The organism is Candidatus Melainabacteria bacterium (assembly GCA_003963305.1).
In the GTDB taxonomy this organism is placed as follows: Bacteria; Cyanobacteriota; Vampirovibrionia; order Obscuribacterales; family Obscuribacteraceae; genus PALSA-1081.
In genome coordinates, this window is the sequence record RXJR01000001.1 from 413756 (window position 1) to 439510 (window position 25755).

Sequence of the window (25755 nt, forward strand, 5' to 3'; positions counted from 1 at the left end):
AGCGCCTAGCTTAAGCGATCTTCGCTAAAACTAAAAGCCTCAAGGCATCTTTTCTTCTAAATATGCACCAAGAAAATCGAGAAGTTCGGTCAAGTCGAGTTCTGACTCCTCGGCGTCATGCTCCGGATCGCCCGCCCTGGACGCCACCGTGTGGGTTCCGGCGGCAGACTCCACAATTAATTTCCAGCTCACCAGATTGCCGGCTCGCTCCACAAATCCGTTACGAACTGAAAGGATGCCGCTCAGTTCGACCAGCTCGCGCAGCTTTTCCGCCTCGTCTCGGGGCATCTTATCGACATCCAATTCGCAGCCCTTGAACTGGGGCACGATGCCGCGCGTGATTTTCATAAAATAATTCAGCCTGAGAACATCTCCAACATGCTCATTCTCAAAAGACTGGGGATCGATCAGGTACAGTCGCACCATATTCAGTGCCTCACTGGCGGAGCGATAGCGCACTTCTTCCCGGCTGTATTTGCTGCTGAAACGAACTTCCTTGCAGGCGAGAAATCCTTTTGCTGCCAGCCCGAAATAAACTAAGCCGACCGGCTTGTCATCTGTTCCACCATCTGGTCCGGCGATACCTGTGACGCTGACTCCGATGTCAGCCTGGGAGAACTTCATCACCCCGAGAGCCATGGCTTTGGCGCACTGAGGGCTGACTGCGCCGTACTCTTTCAATATCGATTCTGAGACGCCGAGAATTTTATGTTTGGCTTGATTTGAGTATGTGACGACGTTTAAGGTGGTGTACAGAGAGCTGCCTGGCACATCTGTCAGTCTCTTGCTTACATAGCCGCCAGTGCACGATTCGGCAGTCGACAGAGTCATCTCACGCTGCGTCAGGTACTTGCCGACGACTGATTCCAGAGTTTCTTTGTCTGTGCCATAACAAAGATTGCCACTGTTCTTCGTGATTTCCTCAATAACCGGAGCGGCAATTTTTTTGGCATCGTCTATGGTGGCAGCTTTGGCTGCAACCCGCAACCGACATTCTCCAAGACCAGCATAGGGTGCCACTGATGGATTGGCGTTACTAAGAAGATGTGCATATTTTTCAGCCAGGGCTGATTCGCCGATACCGTAATGCTTCAACTCGCACGACCAGAGTGTGCCCTCAACAAAATTCGCCTGCAGATATGGGCGCGCCGTCTCAGCCCACATAGCCTTCATCTCGGAAGGCACACCCGGGAAAGTAAGAATTGTGCGTGGTCTGGAGGGATCGACTATTTCTGCTTTGCGCAAGTCAGACTCAGAGACCTTCCAGACAATTCCCGGTGCGGTTCCTCTCGGGTTGGGCAGCCAGTTCGCGCCCACAGGCAGAAGAGCCTGTTTGTTGTTTGACTCAGGCATGGCAAAATTGCGCGCCGCAAAGAGCTTTTGAATATGTGCCAGCACCGCTTCGTCGAGCACCATCTCAGCGCCGAAAAAATCGGCTATTGATTCAGTGGTCAGATCATCAGGTGTTGGACCGAGTCCGCCAGTTGTAATGACTATATCGGCGCGGTTCAGCGCAGCGCGCAGAATTGAATGGATACGCTCCTTGTTGTCGCCAACAGTGGTGCGGAAAAAGCAGTTGATGCCAAGCTGAGCAAGCTCGATCGCGAGAAACTGGGCGTTCGTATCGAGTACGTCTCCAAGCAGGAGTTCCGTACCGATTGACAATGTTTCTGCTGTAGCCATAAAGTCCTAACTCAGTCGTTCAGCCTGATTGCTGCACAGACCGCCCTCGGAATCGTTTGTACGTTGAATACCCAATCCGTTTGTGCGCCGATACACTTCTGCTCGTCATGACGCAAAGTCCGAACAGCGTGACGCACGGGGCGTCGAGCTAACTGATGAAAATGGGAGCTGGATTCGGAATTTGCTCGGGCAAAATCATGCCGTGCCCATGTCCACCACCACCGGCTGGAGCGGTTGCGTCGTCAACCTTGTACGAGAAGCAGGCCCAGAGACCAATCATACCGACCGTGATTGTGAAGCAGACGAAAAAGAAGATCAGCCAGGTCTGGCTGGGATCCTTGTGGGTGGGTGCGCTCATGCGTCTAGCTCCTTATGACAACCTTACTCAATCAACCTGCTCAAAATCCTTTCAGAGAATTTAGCAGGTTCATCGTCACTTGTTGATTGTACGCGTGGTCCCGAACTGGATATGAGTAAATAAGAATGTTTTTTGCGGCTTTGTTAAGGCCAATTGTGGCCACGAACCCATCACCCTTGTGGTTGGTTGACAAGTCAGTAAACTCACCCAGCAAATAGTTCATCTGTTGACCGAGCAGGGGTATGGTGCCATTTGATTTCACTTCATGAAACTTGGCAGCCAGATAAGTGGTGTTGATTCCTGCCTCAAAGGCCCGATCGAGAAAAATCTTGGAATCCTTATCGGTGGTTGGCCCGGGCAAGGAGTAAAAGGCAATTTGCTGCCCGCTCGGTTCGTGCTCGATCACCATACATTGCATGATCTCGAAATTCGCAGCCATCAAGTACTTGTAACCTTCTGGCAACGGTTGCGGAAACTGGGCTATCTTCTGCGCTGTCGCCTGCATTTTTTCAGGCACATTAACGTCGATGACAATCTGACGTGCCAACATCAACCATGAAAACGCCGTCGCGCTGACGGAGCCGATTGTCAATACGACAAAGAATATGAGCAGGGCTGCCCACAGAGGCAATCGTTGTCTGGAGACGCGCTCACTTGCCACCGGTTCGACGCTCGTATGCGGTAATCGTGTTGGCGAGGAGCATCGCCACAGTCATCGGACCGACGCCGCCTGGAACGGGCGTGATGAATCGAGCAAGCTTCGCTGCGTCGGCATATTGCACATCACCTGAGACAATCGATTCGCCGTCTGGACCTTGAGTGTGGTGTATGCCAACATCGATAACGGTAGAACCCGGCTTTATCCAGGAGCCTTTTACGAACTCACGCTGACCAGCTGCAACCACGAGAATATCCGCATTCTGGCAAATCTTATCCAGATCTTTTGTACGGCTGTGGCACATCGTCACGGTGGCATTTTTTTGCTGCAAGAGAATCGCGATAGGCTTACCGACCAAGTTTGAGCGACCAATTACGACCGCATTCTTGCCTTCAATTTCAACTTTATATCGGTCGAGCAAAGCCATGACACCAACAGGAGTGCAAGGTCGCAAGCCAGTCTTACCGGCAAACAATCGCCCCATGCTCTCCGTCGTCAAACCATCGACGTCTTTGTCGGGATCGAGAACTTCCAAAACCACATCTGCTGAAAGATGCTTCGGCAAAGGCAGTTGAACCAAAATTCCATCGACAACATCTGATTGATTCAAGCTTCTGATGCAAGCCAGAAGTGTTTCCATATCGGTGTTTGCCGGAAACGTATGCATAAAACTTTCGATGCCGACTTTCTTGCACGAAGAAGTTTTGTTCTTAACGTACAGGGCACTGGCTTTGTCATCGCCGACAAGAACGACGGCGAGCCCGGGGCGACGCTTGCCAGACTCCACGATTTTGGCGACCTTCTCTTTGAGTTCTTCGCGAACCGAAGCAGCAAGCGCCTTTCCGTCCATAACCTGTCCTACCGATTGTTCCTGCAAAACCATTGCTTCAGGCTCCTCTAAAATTCAATTTGCTCAAAACATTTGGAAAGGTCTAACTGCAACGCAGTCTTATCGCCAGACTTCAAATTTATTTCATCAGCGGCGGTTACAACACCAATCACTTTGAAGGGATTGTCTTCGACCCAGTCTTTCAACCGGCTTTCGGGTATGCAACCTACCAATTCATAATCTTCCCCACCGTACAGCGCCCAGTCTAACGGGTCAGCGCCCGCTATATGCGCAACTGAGAGAGTTTCAACGTCAATCGGTAACTTTTCTAAATCTATATCCATACCGACATTGCTGGCGCGGCAAATCTGCGTCAGGGCATCAGCCAGACCGTCACTCGCATCCATGAGCGCTCCGCGGCTACCGGTGCGTCGAATCAAGGACCAGGACTCACAAAGCCGTGGCAGCGGATGCACATGAGCCGAGATGGAGTGCGGAAACTGACTGGAATTGTTTAGCTGATTCAATAAAACCCACAGCCCGGCGCGACTTGCACCAAAATCACCAGTGACCACGACAATGTCACCGCTCTGAGCACCAGAACGCAGTAAACAGCCGTTCTCATGCACTTTTCCCTGCACCGTTATGCTGAGCGTCAAAGCAGCGCCTTTGGTCAGGTCGCCGCCCACAATCTGAGCTCCGTAGGTCCTGGAGCAGTCGATCATGCCCTCATAGAGCTGCTGGAAAGCCGACTTATCCACGTGGGGCGGCACAGTGATGCCGACCAATATGTTGCGAGGTCGCCCAGCCATGGCCGCGATATCGCTTAAATTGACGGCAATGGATTTCCAGCCCAGATCGCGCATGGAAATCAAAGGCAGCAAAAAGTGCGTGCCTTCAACGAGCATGTCAGTCGTCAACAAATCTCCATCAGAAACGACAGCACAGTCATCACCGATAAACGGGCTTTCCGTCCATGACTTGATTGCTCCGACCAGTTCGTGCTCGCGTGTAAAAAAGCGTTTTTCTGCGGACATTTAAAAGCCTTTGAACGGCGCGCTCGCCGTTGTTGGTGCTACAATCTGGCACATAGGGACGTTCAGAACGCGTAGAAAACGGAATTATTCCAAAGTCAGGTGAATTGTGTCATCCATTGCACAAATAGTAATTGGCTTTCTCCAACTTGTTAATTTACTCGTTATAGTTTGGTGCTTGCTGAGTTGGTTTCCAAACATTCGCTGGTACGATCAACCATTCAAAGCGCTGGACCAATGCGTACAGCCAATCATTGCGCCGTTCCGCAAACTTATTCCGCCAATCGGCAACATAGACTTATCTCCGATGATCGCGATATTTGTCTTGCAGGGCGTAGAAATGCTAGTGTCTCATCTTCTCCCCTGAGCAGGTCAGAAATTCTTCAATGCTTTCTCGCAGATCGTTCTTGTTAGGGAATCTAGCAGGACTGGCAACACTCGCCCCCGGATTCAATTGTGTCGCAGCGCTGGCTAAGAAAGCCAAAGTCGAACCAGTCAAGGCTGGACCGCATTCACTGGCCAGGCTGGACTGGCCTCCAGCAATTGTGCCTGACAGACTGGGAATGGCAGACAAGGGCTTCTGCTGCATCGCCGACGAATACGGACGCCTTGCCATAGTCGATTTGCGCAAGCCCAGCAATCCTAAAACGCCACCAAAAGTGATTGCAGAGCTTGGCGGACTGGGAAAGAAAATCGTCGATTTCAAAGTGTATCTAGGACGCGCCTACGCACTTGTATTGTCTGCGTCGGAAAACTCAGAAGCGCAGTACGCTCTCGTCACAGTCAATTTGACACCAATTACGGATCCATCGATTCTCACATCAGTTGCGCTCGACCGATTTTCTGAAGCAACTTGCATCGCCGCAAGCCTGGACCTCGTTTGCGTAGCCGGCACTTCAACAGCAGGCGAAAATCTGATTGCCGTTTATAACGCCGGCACTAAAGGTGCAAAGATGGATGCGACTCCGCTCTCAACCATCACAGCAGAGATGCCTGCAACATTGATGGATCTGCAAGATCGCAATCTGCTCGTTTTGGAAGGTGGAAGCAACTCGCAGCTTCAATATTTCGGATTGATCGATCCTCGAACTCCCACCACCAGAGCCACAGTAAAGCTTGAAGGTGACTTCAAGGCAATGGCAAGATTCAAAGATGCTGCCATCATCGCTGGTACCAGCTCAGCACTGGGAGCATCGGGTGGTGCCTGTGTAGCAAAATCAATCGCGCTGGAGCCGCAACTGCGCATGGTGTCAGAAATGCCTCTTGACCCGATGCTGAATGTGTTCGACGCATCGGCACAGAAAGACCGTTTCATGATTTTTGGAGAGTCGAGCAACGACCGTATGCTGGCGTCGCTTCTCTTCAACAAAAACAAAACTCTCACCAGGGAACAAGTTATCACCCTGGAAAAACAGAATGGCGGATACGGCTCTCACTCCAGCGTCTCGCTATTCGGCAAAAACGTCTATGTAGCTTCAGGTTGGGCTGGCGTGCAAATGCTCTCACAGGTCGGTACTAACTGGGCATTTGCATACAACTATTCAATTCCACGACTACCGGCATCCAGCCTCGCGACGTGGGGTGACTCCGTCGTCCTGGCAGGCGCCGACCTGAAACTGTACAACATCCAGCAACCGAGCCACCCGGCGCTCTCTTCCGTTGCCAGCTTAACGAGTTCCGTCAAGTCAGTAGTCGGTGCCGGCAGCTATGTCATTTGTCTGACAAAAGATTCGATTCTTTTGCGCAAGATGGACAAACTGAACGACACAATCGCTACGGTCAAAATCACAGGACAGCAATTGTGCTTCGATAAACAGCAACAACGGGCTTATGTACTCAAGGATGGAACAAAGAAGAACACCACTAGCTTGAACAAATTCCAGGTGTATTCAAATAGCCTGAGCGCTGAAAAGGTCTTTGAAGTACCCGGCGTCTTTGCTCGCGCCTCCGCCGGTGGTGGCGCAATTTTGCTTGGTGGAATCAATGATGTTTCACTGTACAAATTAGGCGAAAAGGCGGAACTTGTTGGAAGCCGCCATTTCGAGAATCTTGGCGTGCGCGATGTCGTACTTCTCGATGACTTTATCGTCATCTCCGCCATCGATCAAACCTCAAAAGGATTTTGTCTGATCTTGTCCAAAGACGAAAAGGATCTGCACGTACTGGGTTCAGCCGATTTGCCGCATGACGGCGCGGCGCTGGCCGCGTACAATCGAACAGCAGTGGCCGTGGGTCGTACTCCGGACGGCAAGGACCTTGCCACGTTCATCGACTTCAAAAATCCGTCTGCACCGAAAGTAGTAACATCAGTGCAAACAATCGAGGCAGCATCCGCAGTGTCCATGAAGGACCAGGTTGTGATTGTGGCTGGACGCGGAATGGATCTTCTGTCAGCCACCTGACCCCATGGACCGCACGCGAGACGCGTGCACCTCGCACCCGTTCATGGAGCGCACGCGTCTCGCGTGCACCTCAGCGCAACTATCAGCGCGATTGTGCGCTCTGCTGTGCGGCAAAAAGAACCATATCGATGAGCGAGTTGATCACTCGTTCGCGCGACATTGGCATCGTGTGCTTACCGCCCAGTACCTCCTGGGAAATAATGAAGTTGATCAACGCACCGTGCATAATGCGCGCAACTGCTTCTGGGTCACCAAAAGCAAGTTCATCGTTTTCTTTGATGTAGTGAGTAAGTTTTTGAATTCCCGGATTCACCAATCGAGTCAAATACACTTCCGAGAGTTGTGGAAATCTGCCTGATTCGCCTATAACCAGGCGAAGCATGGAGACATACTCCCAGTCATCCATTTGCGAAAGCGTAATCTGTGCCAGTTTTCGCAAGAATGCTTGCGTTGGCAGTGAACGCAATTCCGGTTTCATTCCCGCATCTACAAAGTGTTCGAGAAGACGATCCATCAGAGCGGCGAACAGGTCTTCCTTATTGTTGAAGTAGCTGTACAAAGTCTGTTTAGCAACTCCAGCTTCGGCAGCAATTGCATCCATGCTCGCGGAGTATCCATAGCTCAGGAACGTTCTCAAGGCTCCTTGCATGATCTTTTCGCGCTTGTGCTTAGCGCGATCGGTTTCATCGTGCGCGACCGATAGTCCGTGCGGTTTGTTTGTTCTATTGATCGCTCTGGACATAGCTTTAGTTCTGCCACTACCATACGTTTTTAGTGAATCATACTAATGAGTCTAACACGGTAACACATTGTTGGTGGACTCAGTTATCTCCGGTAAACCAGCACTTCCAAGCGGCGAGCACCATCGTATATCAAGGGATTGCTGGCTCGTTCTGATTTTGTAGCAACACAATCTATTCCCAATTGTCCATAACGCGGCTCTTGCTCCGACTGGATAGCGCCGTATAAGACTCCTACAAAGACAGCCAACACCATCAGGGCGAATCCGGTGTTTGTAGTTCGCAAAGTCTTTTGAGGCGGACTAAGTGATGGTTCCATTCGTCTAGCTCTGAGTATTTCCTGATTATAAAGAAAGTACTCTCGCTTAAGACCATGAGCAGGGTTAATTCGACAGCGAGAGCACTGGCCCGAAAGCGCTTGATGGTGATTCAAGCGCCGCGAGTTCTTGCCCATACCTTATTTGTTTCCAGTCCGCACTATTTTCTGTGCTTGATAAATTTGCAAAATCGATACAACCCAAATGCTGTGCAGCCCGCAAGCACTGCAGGAATCGTTGCAAGCGCACAATTCCCAGATTGAATCGCATCTGGTAAGTAAATTGCCGAAACAGTTGTGGCAGGAATAATGAATGACAAAGCATACATATGAGACCCGCCGCTGGATTTTGATTTCCGAGATTCCAATTTCCGCGAGTCCAACAATGGTCTAACTTCTGTGGATTCACGTCCTTCGGTAGCAACTGGTTCGTCATCATAAGGAGGCCAGGGTCTTGATTGTTCAGTCATAGGGGATTTAATTGCCTTATTTGTCATTGCCTTGCTCGGCATCTCTGTTTGTCCAATCATTGAAGTATCCACCTCGTTAGCTTCTAAAATCATACTAATTAGTCTAATTTGATTTGTCAAGGGACGATAAGCCGCAGAAATCGCCCATACATTGTGAATATTGACTATAAATGGTAGTTTTCCTGACCAGTCTCTTCGGTATGAAATTGAACATTTTTACCGCACAACCCGTCGATGGACGCGGGACGCGTGCGTTCCATGCACTCCGGATACCGTCCAGCCAGCACGCGGGACGCGTGCGGTCCATACACTCAGGATGCGGACAGCTCTGCACTCGTCGCGCGTGCGTGCTAAATTTTTCCGGCGGGCGGGCGAACCGTCGCACCCTTTCCTTGCACTGGTGACGGCTTCTTAGGCGCCAAGCCCTTAGTACCGATTTGCACATCATTCGGAGATTCAGTGCTAATTTCATTTGGATCAGGCGGCAAGCTCGGGCGAATTTCACTTGGAGGCGCGCCCATGACGAGGTCCTTTCCTTCCCAGTGACTGCGGATAACTGGAACTTGCTGTTCCTTGCGATCGAAAGCTACTTCTTCGCGCACCTTATTCTTCATATACTCGTATGCGTCCCCAAGCGGCGTGTTCGGACCTTTCAGCTTCAAGCCTTCGATTAGATAGTGCGTGAAAACGCCGTTTGGATAACGTTCAGACTCCCATGAAACCTGGGACGGTTCGCTGGAGCAAATCACCAGTTGCCCGGTTCCTTGTGCCACCGATTCTGCATCCATATTGTGAATGCGAGTCAAACCTTTAGTAGCACTGGCGGCACCGCTATGACAAGCATCCATCACCATTACGACACGTTCCGAGTTGACTCGGTCATGAACTAATCCCGCGAATTCTTTGAGATTGATGCCGGTACTGAAGAGGCTGTTTTTGTCAGTATTGTAAGCAACGAGGTAATTAACACCCTTCTGGTCAAGCGTGGAAGGGCTGCCGTGTCCAGAAAAATAGATTACAACGAGGTCATCAGGACCGGTCACGCGCACCAACCACTTGTCACCAATTTGCGACATGATGTTTTCGCGTGTAGCCTTCTCATTCAACAGAAGGCGGACGTGATCAGGGCGGAAGTGCGCGTCCTTGATCAGATAATTGTAGAAGGCAAGAGCGTCCTTGTCTGAATAACGCAGATTCATCGAAGGGTCTTTGAACCGGCTAACACCTATGACAAGAGCCCACTTATCTTTGATCGGTTTGTTTGACTTCGGCTTCTCAACAATCAAACCTTTGAAAATTTGTGTATTGGCTTCGATCTTGTCAGTTTCCTGAGCAAAATTCTTGATCCGCGTCAGAGCCTCGTAGTCGTCAGGCAAAGCCGCCAATAAGTCTACGTTTTGCCCCAGGCTGACTTTACGAATTTCCTTAGCTGCGCTGTTAAAACTGCTGGCTTCTTCTGTCTTATCTTGCAAACGAGCAAGGTTCGATAAGCCATCCAATATGGTGGCAACATATGGATGCTCTTTGCCGAGTGCTTTCACGTCAATGACCAGCGCATTCTTGTAAAACTTTTCGGCAAGCGGATATTTGCCCTGCTTCTCGTAGAGAGAACCGATATTCTTGTTGACCTCGCCAACTTCCGGACTATCTGGACCAAATGCTTTCAAGCGAATCGCAAGAGCCTGATCCAAAAGCGGTCGAGCCTCACTGCCTCGGTCTTCAAGGATGTATAAGTAGGCAAGATTGTTGAGAGTTTCGCCGACCTCGGCAGAACTAGCACCGAGAACTTTCGTACGCAATTCACGGGCTTTTAAGAAGTAGCGCTCGGCGTCATCGAATGTTGTCTTTGTATCAGTCGAAATGCCCTTCCCGCCGGCATCACGGCGAGCCATATGCAGGTTCAAGAGACCCAGGGAATTTTCGGTCACAGCTACATCTGGCGAATCTGGTGCTACTTTATTTTGAATTCTCAAAGCGCGTTCGAGCTTCGGCTGAGCCTCCGCATACTTGCCCTGGTCTGTGCTGACACGCGCTAAATCAATAAGAGTTGTGGCAAGACGAAGATCACCTTCACCAAATTTCTCAGCCTCCTCGAGAGCAGCATTCAACAACTCTTCCGCTTCGACATAATCGCCCTTCTCGAAAGCACGCTCACCGACTTGAACGCAGGTTTCCCAGTTGGAAGCCCCCGGCAATCCAGGTACTTTCAGTTTCGGATCATCGCTCAAGTTCAAAGTCAGATCGATAGCTGAAAAAATTGCTGTGCTGGCAGTCTCTATCTCTTTTTTCTTCTTTTGATCCTTAACGACGACCATGCCGCCAGCGCCAAATTCAAATGAGTCGCCAAACTTCTTCTTTGTTTTATCGGGGTCCCGCTTGTATTCAGCACCTAATGTTTTTAAGTACTGTTCAGCAAAAGTGTTCTCATCGACTTTATCGTTCGGATTTTGCGACTTCCGTCCCAATTTGGTCCATACGGCAAACTGCGCGATGGTGCCTCTGACATCACTGAGGTGGATATTATCGAATTTTCCTTGCCTGCTTAACTGGTCAGCAGCAGCGTTGATGGCGGCAAAAGATTTCCACTCACCGGCGTCAGGATAATTCCCAACTGAATAGTTAACACCCGATGGTGGCGGTGGCGGCACGCTTCTCGGCGAAACGCACAACGTCGGCAAATCAGTGGAAACAGTGGTATTAGGCGGAATCAAGACGAGGCGATCGCGTGCCGACATCATCGTCTGAGAAGCAGGGCTATTTGGGTTGAAAATTTCGTTAGCGGGAATGACAACGCGCAACGGCTTATTTGTAGTATTGGTCAATGACAGCTGCACGGTTTTAGTGAGCACACCGTCGCCATGCATTGTAAAAGTGAGCTGCTTGCTTCCCACCGCATTTCTGAACGAAGTCACCTGTTGAAGAGGCTTAGCAGGCACAGGAGGCTTTACGATGCCACTTCCAACCGGCACAGTCTGCGCGATTTTAGAGTTAGAAGTCATGCCAGTCTTCGCACCCTGCAAATCCGAAGCCATGCCGGGATGCGGATCGCCAGTCACCAGAATCATGGCGCCCGCCAGTGTTAACACTCGCCGCAACCGTTGACACTTTGCCGATCTACTCGCCGAAGTAATTGCGCTAATCATTCGTTTTACTTCTCCAGACATGTCGATTTTTTTCAAAATCATTATTTATCAAAACTCACTTATCGCCAGTTTTAGGAGCAAAACTGCATGCTTTTTTACGACATAAGAAATATTAATCTGAATGTCGACTGCATTATCGCCGATTTCGGAGCCTCACAGGTTGCCCTCTTAGCCGCATTGGTGGTTACGCATAAGTGCCATCATCGCACATTCATCCTGACATCGTCATTGACCCGCCGCTTAGAACCACGAATACTGCTCTCTGACGAGCCCGCAATGCTTGTCAACCAATAGATCCTGGAGGGTTTTTGTGAAAGTAGTGGCATCGATTCTCAGCATTCTGCTTTTACTGCAGCTGCTGTTACCGATTCACGTGTTCGCCGAAGCGGGAGACGGTCTCACACTACAGGGCAAAGCCCCTGTAAACAAGGTGGGTGCGCTGCTCCTCGTAGAGGGATTCGCGTCAATCAGTGGAAGCACTATAACAATTTCTGGAAAAGCGCAGCTTTCGGCGCAAACCCAGGACTTGTTGCAAGGAATTCTTGTCAAACCAACAACAACGATTTCAAACGGAAGAGCGCACACCGAAGTGACTTCGTGGTTCAACGACGGACCTGGTCTGGGGACTTTAACAAGCGAAAATTGCCCTGAAAGTGTCGATTTACTCGACGGCAAGACCATCAAAGGTGCAATATCGGAACTTACACAAGATCATGTCTCAATCGCGGGACAAACCATTCAAATGAGTGCAGTGAGAACAATTCACTCACCGCGTGCTTACAAAACTCTGATCGATTCAACGCAGGCACAAGTCAAGAAACTGACGCTTTCTCCTACTTGTGTGAAGATGGGTGCCGTTAAACCCGATCGCAAGACGCTCACAAAGATTGCGGTGATCGTTGCTATCGGTGCTGTAATCGCAACAGCGATCGCAGTGCCTGTCGCCCTGACCGCCGGACACCATCACAACAACCCGCAACCTGTAATTTTCCCAACTCAACAGAACCCACCGCCCACGCAACCAGTGGTGCATCCGGGACACGGAGGCTATTACCCACCGCCGCCTCCTCCTCCTCCTCCTCCTCCTCCTCCACCACCACCTCCGCCCCCGCCTCCACCACCGCCACCGCCTCCACCCCCACCACCTCCACCGCCGCCTCCGCCACCGATTCCGGCGTCGCTGTAAAAAAGACCAAAGAGCCAGCCGACCGGCTGGCTCTTACTTTTTAGCTGCACGCTCAATCAATGCTTGGGGACAAGTGAAGAGCGATCTATGAGATTTCCATGATGAACAACACCGTTAATCTTCATCGTATTAGCGATGTCTTGAATTGGATTAGCATCCAAAATTACCAGCTCGGCTACATCACCATCTCTGATACCAGAAGGTCGTCCTAAGAAGTCCGCAGCTCGCGTAGTCGCTGACGCCAACGCATCCCAAGCAGGATAGCCGGCATCCTGCATAATTTTGATCTCCCGGTGGAGCGAAAAACCTTGAATTGTCCCCAGATTACCCGTATCCGAGCCGGCAAGAATAGGCACATGCGCGTCAGCCAACTTTTTAAGACTCTTCATGTTATTAGAGCGATCTTCCTTTTGCCACTTCAATGTCTCTAAAGCTTTCTTGGTGAACTTATCTTCGTGGAGAAAAGAAGAGAGGCGCGACGAAGGCTCTAACCCATTTAAAATGGGATTCTTCAGAAGGACTGGCTTTGCTGTCAGATTGGCAAGATCGCACTGTGCCGCCATTGTTGGTATTGAAATTGTCTTAGCTTTAGCCCACGCTCGCAGAACAGTCGGCGGGATTACTTCATCATCAAAGAAATGTGTAACGGCGGTGGCGCCACCTTCAATGGCATCCTGTGCATGTTCCCAGGAGCCGATATGCACAACTGTCTTTACCTTTTTACTGTTTGCCCCCTTAATAGCTTTGAGCAAATTGGCTTTGTCCAGTCCCTCACGTCCGTAGATCAACTTGATTACATCAGGCTTCCATCGATCGATATAAGACACTACAGCGGCTTGCGGATCTTTGGTCAGATTCCAATTTCCCCATCCTGTTCCAGCGCAATAGATATCTGCTTCCTGATGGTGCTGACTGGGTTCGGTCTGTTGCAATTTCCGCGACCTGAAAATTTGCGCAAAATCTCCATAGAAAAGATCGAGATACGCAACCACGCCAGAAAAAAGCATCGCTCTCGCAGTCAACTCGGGACTCAAATCTTCGTGCTCCCCATCGGGAAAAGGATTGCCACTGCAATGCACATGCAAATCAATCAAGCCCGGAATAATGTACTTGCCGCTCATATTCATGGTGCGATAAGTCTTGGGCAATTTCGGATTGGGTGTCTTAATACGTCCATCAAGAATCAAGACATCACGCTTTTGAATCGTTCTACTTTTAGGGTCAACGACATTGGCATTCTGCAACAAAAGAGAATCGGCGAAAGCAGGTGCGGCAGTCACCATCGACAACAAAGCTGACAGCAAGAATTTACGCATTTTGACTCCGTGCATGACTTCGTGAACTGGCGGAATGAATGGATCTCGGGAGGTAGTAACTTGTGAACGTCATTTGATTCGGCTTGATCTAATCAATTTGCATGGAAGTGTATAACACCGTGCAGCAGTCGCGCTAGCTGCACCATTAGCGGTGCACATCAATCGAAACAATAAAAACTAACAAAAAACGAAGTTATTACAAACTGACCGTGTTTTAACTCAACATGTTAGTAGAGCACAGGGTTAACCCCAGAATTTTAACGGCGCAAAGGCTCTTTTACATAAGAATTACGTACATCACAATGGTTTCAGGGTAGAAAGGAAGAAGATAGCCTTAACCCGTTAGAGCGATCGCAGATACTGGAGGAGCAATGACATCCGCAGAACCTAAAACCAGACGTCGGTTCCCACATTTGACGTCAAGCGCATTTGAGCACCCTGCGGACCGCGCGGCTCTCGATGCGATGAAAAAGATTCCGCTATTCGACGTCGTACTTACCAAGTTCCTGGAACTGGGACTGGAGCGAATCTATCGTATTAATCTGATGGGTAGTGCCATACATGTGACTCCAAAACAGTGCTCGAAGGTCTACAAACTGTTCAAAGAAGCAGCAGACATTCTCGATATGCACGAGCCTGATCTTTTCCTGGCAGGCAGTCCAATCCGCAACGCATTCACATTTGGTGTAGAACGACCGTTTATCGTCATTCAATCTGGATTGGTCGACCTGCTTACAGAAGAAGAGCTTCTGGGAGTTCTTGGTCACGAACTCGGGCACATCAAAGCCGGCCATGTCCTTTATCGCAGTATGGCTATGATTCTAGCCGAGCTAGCTCGTCAATTCCTGGGACTGGGCGGCATGGCATCTTTAGGTCTTCGTATAGCCATGTACGATTGGTCGCGCAAAGCCGAGTTGACTGCAGACAGGGCAGAATTACTCGTAACTCAAGACGTCGAAACTTGCATCAGAATCAACATGAAGCTGGCAGGTGGCTCGAACGCCGTTTACGCACAAACAGACCACGACGAATTTCTGCGCCAGGCAGATCACTACGAAGAAATCGACCACACAACATTGAACAAGATCTACAAACTCATGAATGAAGTGTGGCTGACGCATCCAGTGCCAGTCTACAGAGCAAAGGAAATCAAACTCTGGTCTGAAACCAAACAGTACAAAGAAATTATGGCTGGTCGTTACCCAACGCAAGAGCCTAGCGAAGGGTTGAGAAGATGCCCGCACTGTGACTCGAAGATCAGTCCATCATTCTTCTTCTGTCCAGATTGCGGAAAGAACGCTCGCATCTGACGAGTTCGACGTCGCAAGCTACTGACGAATGCGCTGTGTCCCACGGGGATACGGCGCATTCTCGATCTTTGAAAATGGCACACCGTACACGTCCATGACGCCAAAGAAACACGCGACCGCACCATCACGCATTTCATGAGGGACGAGACGAAGACCTGCATCCTGCGCGCTTCAACAGAAAGCGCCTCAGCACAATTCGCTCTTCATTTGTCCGTAAACGCAACGACCGAGACTGATTCGGAACGATGAATAGTCTCCGGTGCTCACCTAGTTATTTTCGATGTTCGGCTCAACATCGACAACGTCGTCACCACCACGTTTCAGCGACTCACCACAGACCGCGCAAAATGACTTTTCGCGATTGGCAGGCGCAGAGCAACGTGGGCACTCGAATCCTGGTGTTGCGGTATATCCAGCTTTCGCTTCAGATCTCTTAGACGAAGGCGCATCTGGATCAGCAGAGGCAGCAGCCTTCAAGCTATCAATTTCAGCTTGCAACAAGCCTATTTCGTGCTCATAACCAGCAATTTCGTTTGTCTTATCTTTCAATAAATCTTCTGGGACATCAGCTGAGCGCTGATATTTATCACACACCAAACGTCCGATTTCGAGCAACTTAGCGGTGCGTTTGCGTTCCAAATCTTTGACCTGATTGACTAGATTGTACGACTGAAGCATTTCTTGCGAACGCGTCTGTACTTTCGAAACTTCTTTTGTGATACCTTGCACTAAATCATCGAATATCGTCATTTGGCATCTCCTGCGGCTCTTTCTTCTTTATACCTTCTGGATGTTGATAACTCTCCAGTGTTAACACTATATTCGTCTCGTGGTGAAAACTCAGATTTGACTCAACCCGGTTAGTTAATTTCGAGCACTATCTACTTAATATCGAGCACCGTCGACTCTTTGCTGGGGTTTTGTTTGTTCTCGCCATTAACTTCGGTCGCTTTAGCTTCTTCTGCGATCTGAGGAGTTGCTTTCATGTCAAAACCATCAGGAGCAGGCGAAGATATTTTCACCTGATTTCTACCGCCCTGTTTCGCCGCGTATAAAGCTTCGTCAGCGCGCTGGAAGAGAGTTTCCTCATTGTCGGCGTGCATCGGATAGCAAGCGACCCCCAGGCTCGCCGAAATATGTCCAGGACCTTCAATTGGTTCATCATTGATCAATCGCCTCAAGCGATCGGCCAGCTGTTCAGCCATCTCAACTTCTGTGTTCGGCAAAAGCAAACAGAATTCTTCACCGCCATATCGCGCCGCCGAATCGATCGAACGGCAAGACTCACGAAGCAGCCGACCGATAGTCTTGATTGCCTCATCGCCAGCCTGATGACCATAAGTATCATTGATTTTTTTCAGGTAATCGAGATCAATCAACACCAGTGAAAGTGATTCACCGTAGCGTCGAGCGCGCTCAAATTCACGAGTAAATGTTTCATTGAAACTGCGGCGATTAGCCACACCGGTCAATCCGTCTGTGACAGCCTGCCGCTCGCGCTCCTGATGCAAGTCTGCATTTTCAATAGCCACCGAGAGGTTGTCTGCGAGCGATCCAATCATTGAAACATCATCAATAGTCCATTCTCGCGGATGAACACAATCTTGCAAGAACAGAACTCCAAGCACATTGTCACGCAAAACGAGGGGCACAATCAGCCCTGAGCGAATACCAAACTTGCGTAAAAACTCTTTGTCATATTTGCACTGCGTATCAAGCTCGGGATCGACAAGGTCTTGCGGGGTGGGCGTGCTTAAGGCGGCCTGCGCGAACTCAAAGCCCTCGTCAGAATGAAACATATGTTTGACTGATTGAATGTTGTCTTGATGCCACTCAAATACGACCAGTCGATCGGAGGTATCAACAGCGCGCAAAGCAAGACAACGACTGACACCAATAGTGGTACCAATCTTTTCCACCGTCATATCAAGAACTTCCTGAATGTGCAGCGAGCTTCTAATGGCATTGCTAATCCAGTAGACCAGGCGTTCACGGTCCACCTGTCTTGTACGCAAGTGATCACGAGAAGTGAGGTCACGAATCAGATTTCTTGTCTGTTCTTCCATTTGCTCAACGCGACGCCGCGTCTGCAATTCCATGTCTTCATACTGGCTGCGCAAACGATCGTTTTCCAGTTGCAGTTCCGAAAATTCCCAGGAATGGTAGAGAGCGGTCGCAAACGGGTATTCTTCAAGCTCAGCCAAAAGCTTGTCCGACTCGAACTCTTCGTCGACACCAACCAAAAGGATGCAAGCAATCAACCGCCCATTATTAACGACCTGATAACACCACACGGGGTCGAGTGAGGCTGGCAGATTGACGCCGAGATCTTCTAAATCGACCTCGGAAATCTTGTTTTTTCCATCTATCTCAGGCTCTTCCTCGCAGAAAGCATCAACCAGCTTGGCTATGTCCTTCTTTTTCTCTCCAAATGAGACTTTGTTACCGAAATGTTCGAGGTCCTCATCCCACATGAGAACTGCTACGGCTTTCGGATTGCATATTTCCGTCACAATATCGGCGACAACGGACTGTACCTCTTGAAGCTCCATTGTGGATAAGAGGCGTACTTTGCGGTTAGAAATGTCCAGAGCGGATTGCATATCAGCTATTAATGTGCCACGCCATGGTAATCGCCAATCTCTAATAGCTTTTCTCAGCCGAAACTCACTCTACCAGTTAAAATGGATTTCTGAACGCTTTCCCAGTCAACTTGCATGACAAAAGCTCCGAGGAACCAATATGCCATCGTTTAGTCAAAAAAATCCAGTTGCGGTTGAAAGAACTGTCGCTGGGCTTTGCTATCTCAGCGGCGGTCTTATCGGACTTCTGTACATAATCATCTCTCGCAGCCGCTCGCAGTCGATGTTCTTTCGCTTTCACTTTCTCCAGTCGATGATTCTAGTTGCACTTGGAATCCTGATCAACCTGACAGTCGGTATCATGCAAAACATTGTCGGCGGAATGCTTGGTTTGCTGAATCTGGGCAGTCCGGGTGTTGTTTTGAGCTACATAACGCTTGGAATCCAACTTATAGTCAACGCCGGGTTTCTGCTGATGATTTACGGAATGATTATGGCGTTCCTCGGGAAATACGCCGAAATTCCAGTTATATCGCCCCTGGTCAGGCAAAACATGCGGTAGTGGCATGACAGGCTCGCGAAACAGTTCAGTCAGGCAAGCTGCTAAAGGATTCTCGGGCTCGTCGGGTTTCTCTGGTTTTAATACCTACCGGGCCTGGTGCAGGGCCGGGCTGTACGCTTGTTTGATCAGCTTACTCACCCTGCAAACCTGTGCGCCACAAGCAATCGCCCAAGATTCGAGTTCATCAAGTTCATCAAGGACATCGAACAGCAACAACGCCAGCAATGTACAAATAATTCCACCCGCGCCCGATGCAATCGGCGGTGGTAATCCATTTCAGGGTCTAGGTCGCTCCGATGAATCCGAACCTTCCCGGCGGTCGCAATTCGAATCGGCAGGTTCGTCTTACTCCCCTTCATCGAATTCATCAGCTTCCTCGTATTCGTCATCAACTTCATCGCCCTCATCGTATGCTCCGGCGTCGTCCTCGTCGGGTTCATCAAATCCAATACCGGGATCAGTCAATCCCAATGTACCGCCTGATCTTCCCCCTCCTCCAACAGCACCCGATTCAATCGAAGCGCAGAGAGAGCGAGAAGAAAAGGAGCGGGAAATAGAAGCACAGAAGAAAGCAGAGGAACGGGAAAAACCGAAAGCAGAACGATCGCCCAGCGCCGCAGTTGACACGCCGCTGAAGAGAGCGCTGCTGGAGCTGCAGCTGCGCAACTACGACAAGAGCCTGTCCCAATTAGATGACATCATCGCCGCTAATCCCGGCAATGCCGAGGCTCACTACTTGAGAGCGATCATTTACGTTCTGACACGAAAATACGACGCGGCAGCAACTGAGTACAGAGCTGTTCTGAAAAATGATCCTTCACCGACGCTCTCAAGAAAGGCTCATACGGGCTTAGCAAAACTAGCTCGCTGAGCAAAACTGGCTCGCAGAGCGACATTGTTATTTTGAACAGCTCTATCAGTATCTTCGATGAGTCTAATCAAAATTTGATTACGTCAACTTGCAAAGCTCGTTCGATCAGCTGTTTCAATCCGGCAGGATCGTCGGTGATAATGGCGTCCAGGTTGAATTTAGCAGCATTGATCCAGTCACGTTGCTCATTCATTGTCCAGGCATTAACTTCAAGATTAGCAGCGTGAGCGTCTTCTATAGCCGCTTCGGTAAGCGATCCCCAGCAAGGATGCCAACACTTTGCACCCAGCTTGGCGGCGTACTCACCAAGGTCAACCAATATGCCGTCAGCCAGAACCGCGAGTTTCAATCCGGTTTGCAACTTATGCAAGCGAAGCATAAAGTTGTGATCAAAAGAGCTGATAATTAGCCGATCTTTGTGCTCATAGCCATCAAGCACGGCAAGCAAATCATGCTCGATTCCATCATAAGAAACCGGAGCATTTTTGATTTCAATATTGATCACAAGTCGTCCAGCAACTAATTCCAAAACCTCTTCAAGTGTCGGAATGCGCTCAGAAGAGAATTCCTTGTCATACCAGGCACCAGCACTCAATCGCTTCAGTTCAGGGAGCGTTGCATCCTTAATCAGTCCGATACCATTAGTGGTGCGACTGAGATCATCATCGTGTATAACGACTAGCTCGCCGGATGCGCATCGCTGAACATCCAGCTCAATACCATCGCATCCAAGTTCGAGCGACTTCTGAAAAGCAATCAAAGTGTTCTCAGGCGCCCACCTGCGACCACCTCGATGCGCAAAAACTTTTGGCCACTTCATTTAAATGTCGACAACTCGTTGCGGATGAAGCAATCCCATTCTGACCGTGACAATAAGCTTTGGCGGTTCGACAAGAATTTTCTCGAGCGGCAGTTCGATGCCGTGCTCTACGCCGACCAATCCCTGGATATTCTTCAGCGCCATCAGCCCGCGCTCGCGACCGATTTCAAACTTGATGCGTTCCTTCTGTTTGATAACAAAAGTGCCCCATTTCTCAGCGCTCGCATGCTCGTTAATAATGTCGATAACGTTGGCGTGACGGCAAATTTCTTTGACATGACTGGATAAAATGCGAATCAAGCCCGGAATGTCTTCCTGACTGCCGAAACAATCTAACAAAATGCCGTTGATGAGGTAGCCCGGCATGGACGTGTGGTCTGGGCGCTCATGCAAGAAATTGATTACACCAGAAAAGGGATCACTTGCGGTCTTCAAAAAGCGCTTGGCGACATCCACCAATTCAGTTTCGACGGTTTTTAGTTTCTGCATAAATTGCCCGTTATGGTCCTTTCCGCAACAACAACAGTTCACAGGAGCACCTCGTCGTTTGGTAATAGCAGGTGTCCTAACATCCCCAACTGACGGAAGAGAACATTTTAGGGGTCCCACTTATAAGAATATTACCGAAAACTTAAGATCTGACAAGCATCCCTGACTGGGAAGCCCTTTCGGCTATTTAATTGGGGCTTTTTTCGGAATAACGGTCGGCTTTATGGTTTTATATTAAATCCGAATCAGCTCCCTCGAGACAGGGGCGGGCGCACTCGTTGCAGACATCCAAGTCATATACGGCAACTCGAGAATGGCTTCAAAGTGAAAGTTTAGAGCAGATAGCATACAATCTGAATTGTGCGTCCAGTGGTGAGATTGAGCACGGCAGCGGACCGAGCCGGCTGCCTTCAACCCGAAACCACCACCCCTCGGAAACGAATTCGAAGAGATGAAAATGAATACAAAATTCGCGACAACACTTACGACACTACTGGCTTTATCAGCAATATCGCCGGTGGCGCCGTCACTGGCAGGAAACAGAATCGATTCCAGATTGCCGCGTTACGCTCCGGCCTATGTTCCAGACCAAAATTCAGCTCGTTCAATCGAACCCAAAAATCTGCCCGACTTCGCCAATGGTGGCGGCAATGGTGCACAAGTAGATCTCGGATCGAGCAGTTCGAGTTCTGACGGAACAGCATTGAAGGCTGGCGCCGCATCGACTACTCTGCCGGTAACAACGAGATTGACGCTTGTCTTAGAAAGTCCTGTGGATGCAAAAGTAAGCAGACCGGGTGACCTGTTCGAAGCGCATGTGCGCGATGATCTATTTCTTGGCAGCAGCCTGCTTTTGCCAAAAGGCAGCCTCGTTAGAGGTCGCGTCTATGAGGTAACGAAACCAAAATGGATTAGCCGCGCCGCCAAAATTGGCTTGAAGTTAGAGCAAATCGATACACCCGCTGGAGAAGTAATTCCTCTAGACGCAGCACTGGAATTCCATAAAGGTCAAACAAACGCTAAAGGACAACTCGACCCCGGCACGAACTTTGGTACGCGGGTTGGTGGTGGCGTGAAAGCAGTCACAGGCGGAACTTCGAAGGGCGCAGCTAAAGGCGCTTTGATCGCAGCCAACGTTGCCACGCTCGGTGCGCCTGCCGTTGCCACCGTAATTGGTGGCTCTGCCGTCGCTCTGTTCAAAACGGGCGACAATGTTCAATTAGCACCAGGTCAAGAACTGGAAGTGCTGCTGACAAATGATCTTGGAGTGCAGATCGATTAAGCCTTCACGGGCTTTTTCTTCAGATATTGCCGAATCGCCGAAAGGTTGTTCTCGAATGTTTTATTGGCAGGCTCGAGATTGAGTGCCTTCAAATATTCCTCTTCGGCTTCCTCATAATATTCGCGCTGTTGGAAAACAACGCCGAGATTATTGTGCACCCAGGCGTTGGTCGGCGCCAATTTTACGCACACACGCAGTTCCTTCAAAGCATCTTCGAATTTATGCGTTTCGATGTAGAGATTGGCGAGATTGTAGTGCGGCTGCAGCGAGTAATAATGCAATTCGATTGCTTTCTTGTACTCCTCTTCTGCGGCCGTCATTTCGCCTTCTTTGCGAAGCAGCACACCTAAATTGATGTGAGCCTGCAGATTATCCGGCTTAACGACCAGATAACGCTTGTAACGCTGGATAGCTTCTTTTGTTCGCCCTTCCAGTTGCAAGATCAAAGCGCCCTGGAAGTGTGCATCCCAATCGTTTTTATTGCACAGCAGAGCCCGGTTCACTTCAATCAGAGCCTCGCGATATCTCTTTTCCTTTGTGTATTTCTTGGAGAGAGCAACATGCACGGCTGGATCTGCCTTATGGATATCAAGCGGGGGCTCGTCTGCAGTATTTACGGCAGTTTCCTTCCGAGGCTCCGATGTTCTCCTCATATTTTCCAGTGCCTGAGGAAAACTCTCCTCTCCCCGAGGTCGCTTCTCGTTGAACTCATCATTGGAAAAGCAGGGCTGAGTGGCTACTGCAGCCAGGGCGGTAAGAAGAAGTAAACGACGCATGCTTTTACCTGACAATTTCTAGCTTTGAAACGTTAAAAAATGGATGCCGTCAGCAAACTATATAATACTTGGCATTCTCTGGCGATGGATTAAACCCTGAACAGGTGGCAAGTTTCCCCGTCCATTAACTCGCGCTCACCGCAGGCGGTGGCACTAAGTAGCAGATTCTTCAACCATGCGACTCTCTAGAAGCAGTGTTACAGGTCCGTCATTAACCAGAGCTACAGCCATGTCTGCGCCAAACGACCCGGTCTCGACGTGCAAACCGGCACCTCGCAATTGTTGGACATAATGCTCATACAATCGCTCACCCTCTCTGGGCGCAGCCGCTCTTGAGAATCCTGGACGCCGCCCCTTGCGCCAGTCTGCGATCAAGGTGAACTGCGAAATCACAAGAATTGAGCCGCCCACGTCCTTGACCGATAAATTCATCTTTCCATCATTATCTGAAAAGATGCGCAGGTCAGCGGTTTTCTGCGCGAGGAAGACGCTGTCTTTGTCCAGGTCGCCTTCTTCAACGCCCAGGAGCACAACCAGCCCTGTGCCTTGCGGATCGCCCGGCCCACTGCCAACTTTACCTATTATTTGCCCGTCAACCGTGACGGAGGCGCCTTTCACGCGCTGCAACACCGCTTTCATTACGAGATACTAACTGCCTCTTGAGAGAAATATATCGAGCCGCCAGACCAGCCATCGATCCGCATTTTGCTGGCTGGATTGGCGTTTTATGTTACCACCCCGGGATTTCTGCAGCGAAAAAAGGTCGCCTGCCTTAAATTTGCCTGGAGAAATATTCGCCCCGGTACGTTAGGATAGCTTTGCGGGGTGGAGCAGTCCGGTAGCTCGTTGGGCTCATAACCCAAAGGTCGACAGTTCAAATCTGTCCCCCGCAACCATTTAAATGCTTAGAAGGACCGGCAGTTTCGAGAGAGGTGCCGGTTTTTTACTGGGGTAGGCAACACGCTACGCGTTACCCATTGCCCATTGCTTACCCTAAGCTCGTTTTGCCTACCAATCAATCGGTTGCTTCGGAATCAGCAGATTAACGGCAAGTCGAACAAAGCACCGAATCTGGTGCCTTATTCGAGCAGCTGGAGAATCATCATTTGTTGACTTACACATCGTCAAAACCATCAAAGGCGTCTCGAACTATTTCTTCTAACTCAGCCAGCTCTTCTTCTTTTAACGCAGCGAATTCTCTTTTCCTTCTATTGTTCGGAAGCGTGCCACCATTTCTGTGCACAAACAGCACAAACTGCTCAGCCATGAGATCTGGCATCTCAACAATGTTCATTACATCCCTTACGGCTTCGTCCCTACGCATGAGATAGTCAATTTCTCTGGGAAGGTCCACCTCTATGGTCCGCTTCACACAGCTGTAGAGAAACTCGGCAGCCTCAGTACAATCAAAGTATCTATAGAGGTCCGCAGTATCATTTAAAACGAGAACATTTCCTTTGGCTGTTGGTTCCCATTCAATAAACTCCAGAAGTCGAGCTGAATGAGCCTGAAGCGTCTCGCGATACTTATCTATCCAGTTCAACATAACAGATGAGACAGGGAAAAGCATTCCAGGCGGCGTGAACTGTCGATCTGACAAGGTGTGATGAATTATGCATCGGTGAAGTCTTCCGTTCCCGTCAGCAAATGGATGAACGTACACAAATCCAAAAGCTGTAGCGGCGGCTTGAAGAACCGGATCTAAATTGCCTTCCTTCATGAGGATATTCGTTTTGATTAGTGAACTCGTCAGATCCGCAAGATCATCCGGTTTTGCGCCGATGAACTCGGGAAGCGGCTCACCATCAGGAGTGTGTTCGCCGAGGAAAACATTATTGGTACGCAACCCACCTTGAACAAAGCGGTTGTCTTCAATGAGAACTCCATGAAGACGAATTATTTCTTCAACTGACAAAGGGTTTTTACCCGCTTGCATGACAGCTCGGCCCCATCGTTCGATTCGATTCCGAGGCGGACGCTCTCCCTCTATTTGAAAACTGGCTTGACTGTCTGCCAGCAGTAAAAAACTTGCAGCGCGAGAAATAACCCCTTTGCTTACGTGACCGATGATTGTGAGAGCGGATTTTGAAAGGTCACTTTCAACATAGGTCATCAGCGTTGGCGTCTTTCTGATGATCGGACAAAAGCTGGCAGTGCCTAAGAGATTATCACGCACTTTATGCCGACGCGATAATGTGCCACTAGATTTGGTGAAATACTTGTCGGTATCCAGCAAGTCGACTGATGTGACATTAGGTGCATCAGGGACTGCAAGCATAGTTCCAGTAAGCAATTCATAGAGGTACCAGGCGCGACGCGTCAGCGTACTATTTGGGGCTGATAGCACGTATTGCTTAATTACTTCCGCAGGAAGGGAAAGGAACACACGCTTTAGAACCAGCAGATCGATTTTTTCGTGCCGCATTGCGAAATTTAAGTGCGCCTGAACAGTGGGCTCAAGCTCGTACCGCTTGCTGTAGATTTTCCAACCGCGATCTTGTCGTATATGTCCTTTTATATTTTGCTCGGAAATACAACTTAGTTCTCGAACAGGAGTCCGAACATTAAAGGCATGAACGAGCGCGGATAGTCCGGCAAGGCTGGTGCCCGTTGGCAAAGACGATTCTTGAAACAGAGCCGGTTTCTGACTAGGCAAGTCCATTTGTGGTTCCAAATCGTTCTTTTTAGGTTCCAAATGAGTGTATTTTACCCATAGAGGACCCAAATTACTTGAATATTATAATCATGGCTCCAAAATTTTTAGCCTCGCGACATTGGGTTCAGAATAATCAGACAGGTTCCAAATTCATCTTTTTTTGAATGTAGGTCTTTTGCCAAGCTTTTACACTACATTGAAAACTCGACAACAATGGAGTTGTGCCAGGGTATTCCATTTGTGGTGGAACGTTCGCGACACCCCTCTTGACA

At 49.5% G+C, this 25755-nt stretch carries 23 protein-coding genes, 1 tRNA gene and 1 pseudogene; 8 read left to right on the forward strand and 17 right to left on the reverse strand.

Features of this window, described 5'->3' with window-relative positions:
- Positions 1-39: 39 nt before the first annotated feature.
- From EKK48_01750 to thiL, 5 genes are all read right to left on the reverse strand, one after another.
- A complete protein-coding gene (locus EKK48_01750) occupies positions 40-1683 on the reverse strand; it encodes a competence/damage-inducible protein A (GenBank protein RTL46088.1) in 1644 nt (547 codons plus the stop codon).
- Between the two features lie 148 nt (positions 1684-1831).
- On the reverse strand, positions 1832-2041 hold the full coding sequence (locus tag EKK48_01755; GenBank protein RTL46089.1) for a hypothetical protein: 210 nt from the start codon (positions 2039-2041) through the stop codon (positions 1832-1834).
- A gap of 40 nt (positions 2042-2081) precedes the next feature.
- Positions 2082-2702 (reverse strand): hypothetical protein, encoded by a 621-nt coding sequence (locus EKK48_01760; protein ID RTL46090.1) that lies wholly within the window; start codon positions 2700-2702, stop codon positions 2082-2084.
- On the reverse strand, positions 2692-3582 hold the full coding sequence (gene folD, locus EKK48_01765) for a bifunctional methylenetetrahydrofolate dehydrogenase/methenyltetrahydrofolate cyclohydrolase FolD (protein RTL46091.1): 891 nt from the start codon (positions 3580-3582) through the stop codon (positions 2692-2694). Before folD ends, EKK48_01760 begins: the two co-directional genes overlap by 11 nt.
- A gap of 14 nt (positions 3583-3596) precedes the next feature.
- Positions 3597-4565, reverse strand: a complete 969-nt coding sequence (gene thiL, locus EKK48_01770; GenBank protein RTL46092.1) for a thiamine-phosphate kinase — start codon at positions 4563-4565, stop codon at positions 3597-3599.
- Between the two features lie 103 nt (positions 4566-4668).
- Here thiL and EKK48_01775 point away from each other — a divergent pair, with 103 nt between their 5' ends.
- On the forward strand, positions 4669-4929 hold the full coding sequence (locus EKK48_01775) for a YggT family protein (GenBank protein RTL46251.1): 261 nt from the start codon (positions 4669-4671) through the stop codon (positions 4927-4929).
- A 19-nt stretch (positions 4930-4948) separates the two neighbouring features.
- Entirely contained in the window at positions 4949-6964 is a 2016-nt protein-coding gene (locus EKK48_01780) for a hypothetical protein (protein ID RTL46093.1), read from the forward strand.
- Between the two features lie 82 nt (positions 6965-7046).
- Here EKK48_01780 and EKK48_01785 read toward each other — a convergent pair whose 3' ends face one another.
- From EKK48_01785 to EKK48_01800, 4 genes are all read right to left on the reverse strand, one after another.
- Entirely contained in the window at positions 7047-7706 is a 660-nt protein-coding gene (locus tag EKK48_01785; GenBank protein ID RTL46094.1) for a TetR/AcrR family transcriptional regulator, read from the reverse strand.
- Between the two features lie 83 nt (positions 7707-7789).
- A complete protein-coding gene (locus EKK48_01790) occupies positions 7790-8023 on the reverse strand; it encodes a hypothetical protein (GenBank protein RTL46095.1) in 234 nt (77 codons plus the stop codon).
- A gap of 158 nt (positions 8024-8181) precedes the next feature.
- Entirely contained in the window at positions 8182-8610 is a 429-nt protein-coding gene (locus tag EKK48_01795) for a hypothetical protein (GenBank protein ID RTL46096.1), read from the reverse strand.
- 230 nt (positions 8611-8840) lie between these two features.
- Positions 8841-11675, reverse strand: coding sequence for a tetratricopeptide repeat protein (locus EKK48_01800; protein ID RTL46097.1), 2835 nt, complete (start codon positions 11673-11675; stop codon positions 8841-8843).
- 1012 nt (positions 11676-12687) lie between these two features.
- On the opposite strand from EKK48_01800, the pseudogene EKK48_01805 reads away from it, so the two are divergent.
- Positions 12688-12819, forward strand: a pseudogene (locus tag EKK48_01805) (DUF2497 domain-containing protein).
- 56 nt (positions 12820-12875) lie between these two features.
- Here EKK48_01805 and EKK48_01810 read toward each other — a convergent pair.
- Positions 12876-14150 carry a hypothetical protein gene (locus tag EKK48_01810; GenBank protein RTL46098.1) on the reverse strand — a complete coding sequence of 425 codons (1275 nt, stop codon included), beginning with the start codon at positions 14148-14150 and terminating at the stop codon, positions 12876-12878.
- 356 nt (positions 14151-14506) lie between these two features.
- Here EKK48_01810 and EKK48_01815 point away from each other — a divergent pair, with 356 nt between their 5' ends.
- The gene (locus EKK48_01815) at positions 14507-15445 is read left to right on the forward strand and encodes a peptidase M48 (protein RTL46099.1); all 939 of its coding nucleotides are present in this window, start codon (positions 14507-14509) and stop codon (positions 15443-15445) included.
- Positions 15446-15712: 267 nt separating this feature from the next.
- On the opposite strand, the gene EKK48_01820 is transcribed toward EKK48_01815, so the two are convergent.
- Positions 15713-16195 (reverse strand): hypothetical protein, encoded by a 483-nt coding sequence (locus EKK48_01820; protein RTL46100.1) that lies wholly within the window; start codon positions 16193-16195, stop codon positions 15713-15715.
- Positions 16196-16326: 131 nt separating this feature from the next.
- Positions 16327-18048 (reverse strand): sensor domain-containing diguanylate cyclase, encoded by a 1722-nt coding sequence (locus EKK48_01825; GenBank protein ID RTL46101.1) that lies wholly within the window; start codon positions 18046-18048, stop codon positions 16327-16329.
- Between the two features lie 139 nt (positions 18049-18187).
- Here EKK48_01825 and EKK48_01830 point away from each other — a divergent pair, with 139 nt between their 5' ends.
- Together EKK48_01830 and EKK48_01835 are read left to right on the forward strand one after the other, a co-directional pair.
- Complete coding sequence (locus tag EKK48_01830) at positions 18188-18589, forward strand: hypothetical protein (protein RTL46102.1); 402 nt, start codon at positions 18188-18190, stop codon at positions 18587-18589.
- A 4-nt stretch (positions 18590-18593) separates the two neighbouring features.
- The gene (locus EKK48_01835) at positions 18594-19460 is read left to right on the forward strand and encodes a tetratricopeptide repeat protein (protein RTL46103.1); all 867 of its coding nucleotides are present in this window, start codon (positions 18594-18596) and stop codon (positions 19458-19460) included.
- Positions 19461-19527: 67 nt separating this feature from the next.
- Here the strand turns inward: EKK48_01835 and EKK48_01840 are convergent, their stop codons facing one another.
- Positions 19528-20280: a glycerophosphodiester phosphodiesterase gene (locus EKK48_01840; protein ID RTL46104.1), complete on the reverse strand. Its 753-nt coding sequence runs from the start codon at positions 20278-20280 to the stop codon at positions 19528-19530.
- Complete coding sequence (locus EKK48_01845; protein RTL46105.1) at positions 20281-20769, reverse strand: hypothetical protein; 489 nt, start codon at positions 20767-20769, stop codon at positions 20281-20283.
- A gap of 457 nt (positions 20770-21226) precedes the next feature.
- Here EKK48_01845 and EKK48_01850 point away from each other — a divergent pair, with 457 nt between their 5' ends.
- Positions 21227-22051 carry a TrbI/VirB10 family protein gene (locus EKK48_01850; GenBank protein RTL46106.1) on the forward strand — a complete coding sequence of 275 codons (825 nt, stop codon included), beginning with the start codon at positions 21227-21229 and terminating at the stop codon, positions 22049-22051.
- Here EKK48_01850 and EKK48_01855 read toward each other — a convergent pair.
- A complete protein-coding gene (locus EKK48_01855; GenBank protein ID RTL46107.1) occupies positions 22048-22827 on the reverse strand; it encodes a tetratricopeptide repeat protein in 780 nt (259 codons plus the stop codon). The two genes, EKK48_01850 and EKK48_01855, sit on opposite strands and share 4 nt — an antisense overlap.
- A 153-nt stretch (positions 22828-22980) precedes the next feature.
- Complete coding sequence (locus EKK48_01860) at positions 22981-23466, reverse strand: D-tyrosyl-tRNA(Tyr) deacylase (protein RTL46108.1); 486 nt, start codon at positions 23464-23466, stop codon at positions 22981-22983.
- A gap of 180 nt (positions 23467-23646) precedes the next feature.
- Between EKK48_01860 and EKK48_01865 the strand changes: the two genes are divergently transcribed.
- Positions 23647-23723: transfer RNA gene (locus EKK48_01865), tRNA-Met, on the forward strand.
- A gap of 218 nt (positions 23724-23941) precedes the next feature.
- Here EKK48_01865 and EKK48_01870 read toward each other — a convergent pair.
- The gene (locus tag EKK48_01870) at positions 23942-25489 is read right to left on the reverse strand and encodes a cell filamentation protein Fic (protein ID RTL46109.1); all 1548 of its coding nucleotides are present in this window, start codon (positions 25487-25489) and stop codon (positions 23942-23944) included.
- Positions 25490-25755: the final 266 nt, after the last annotated feature.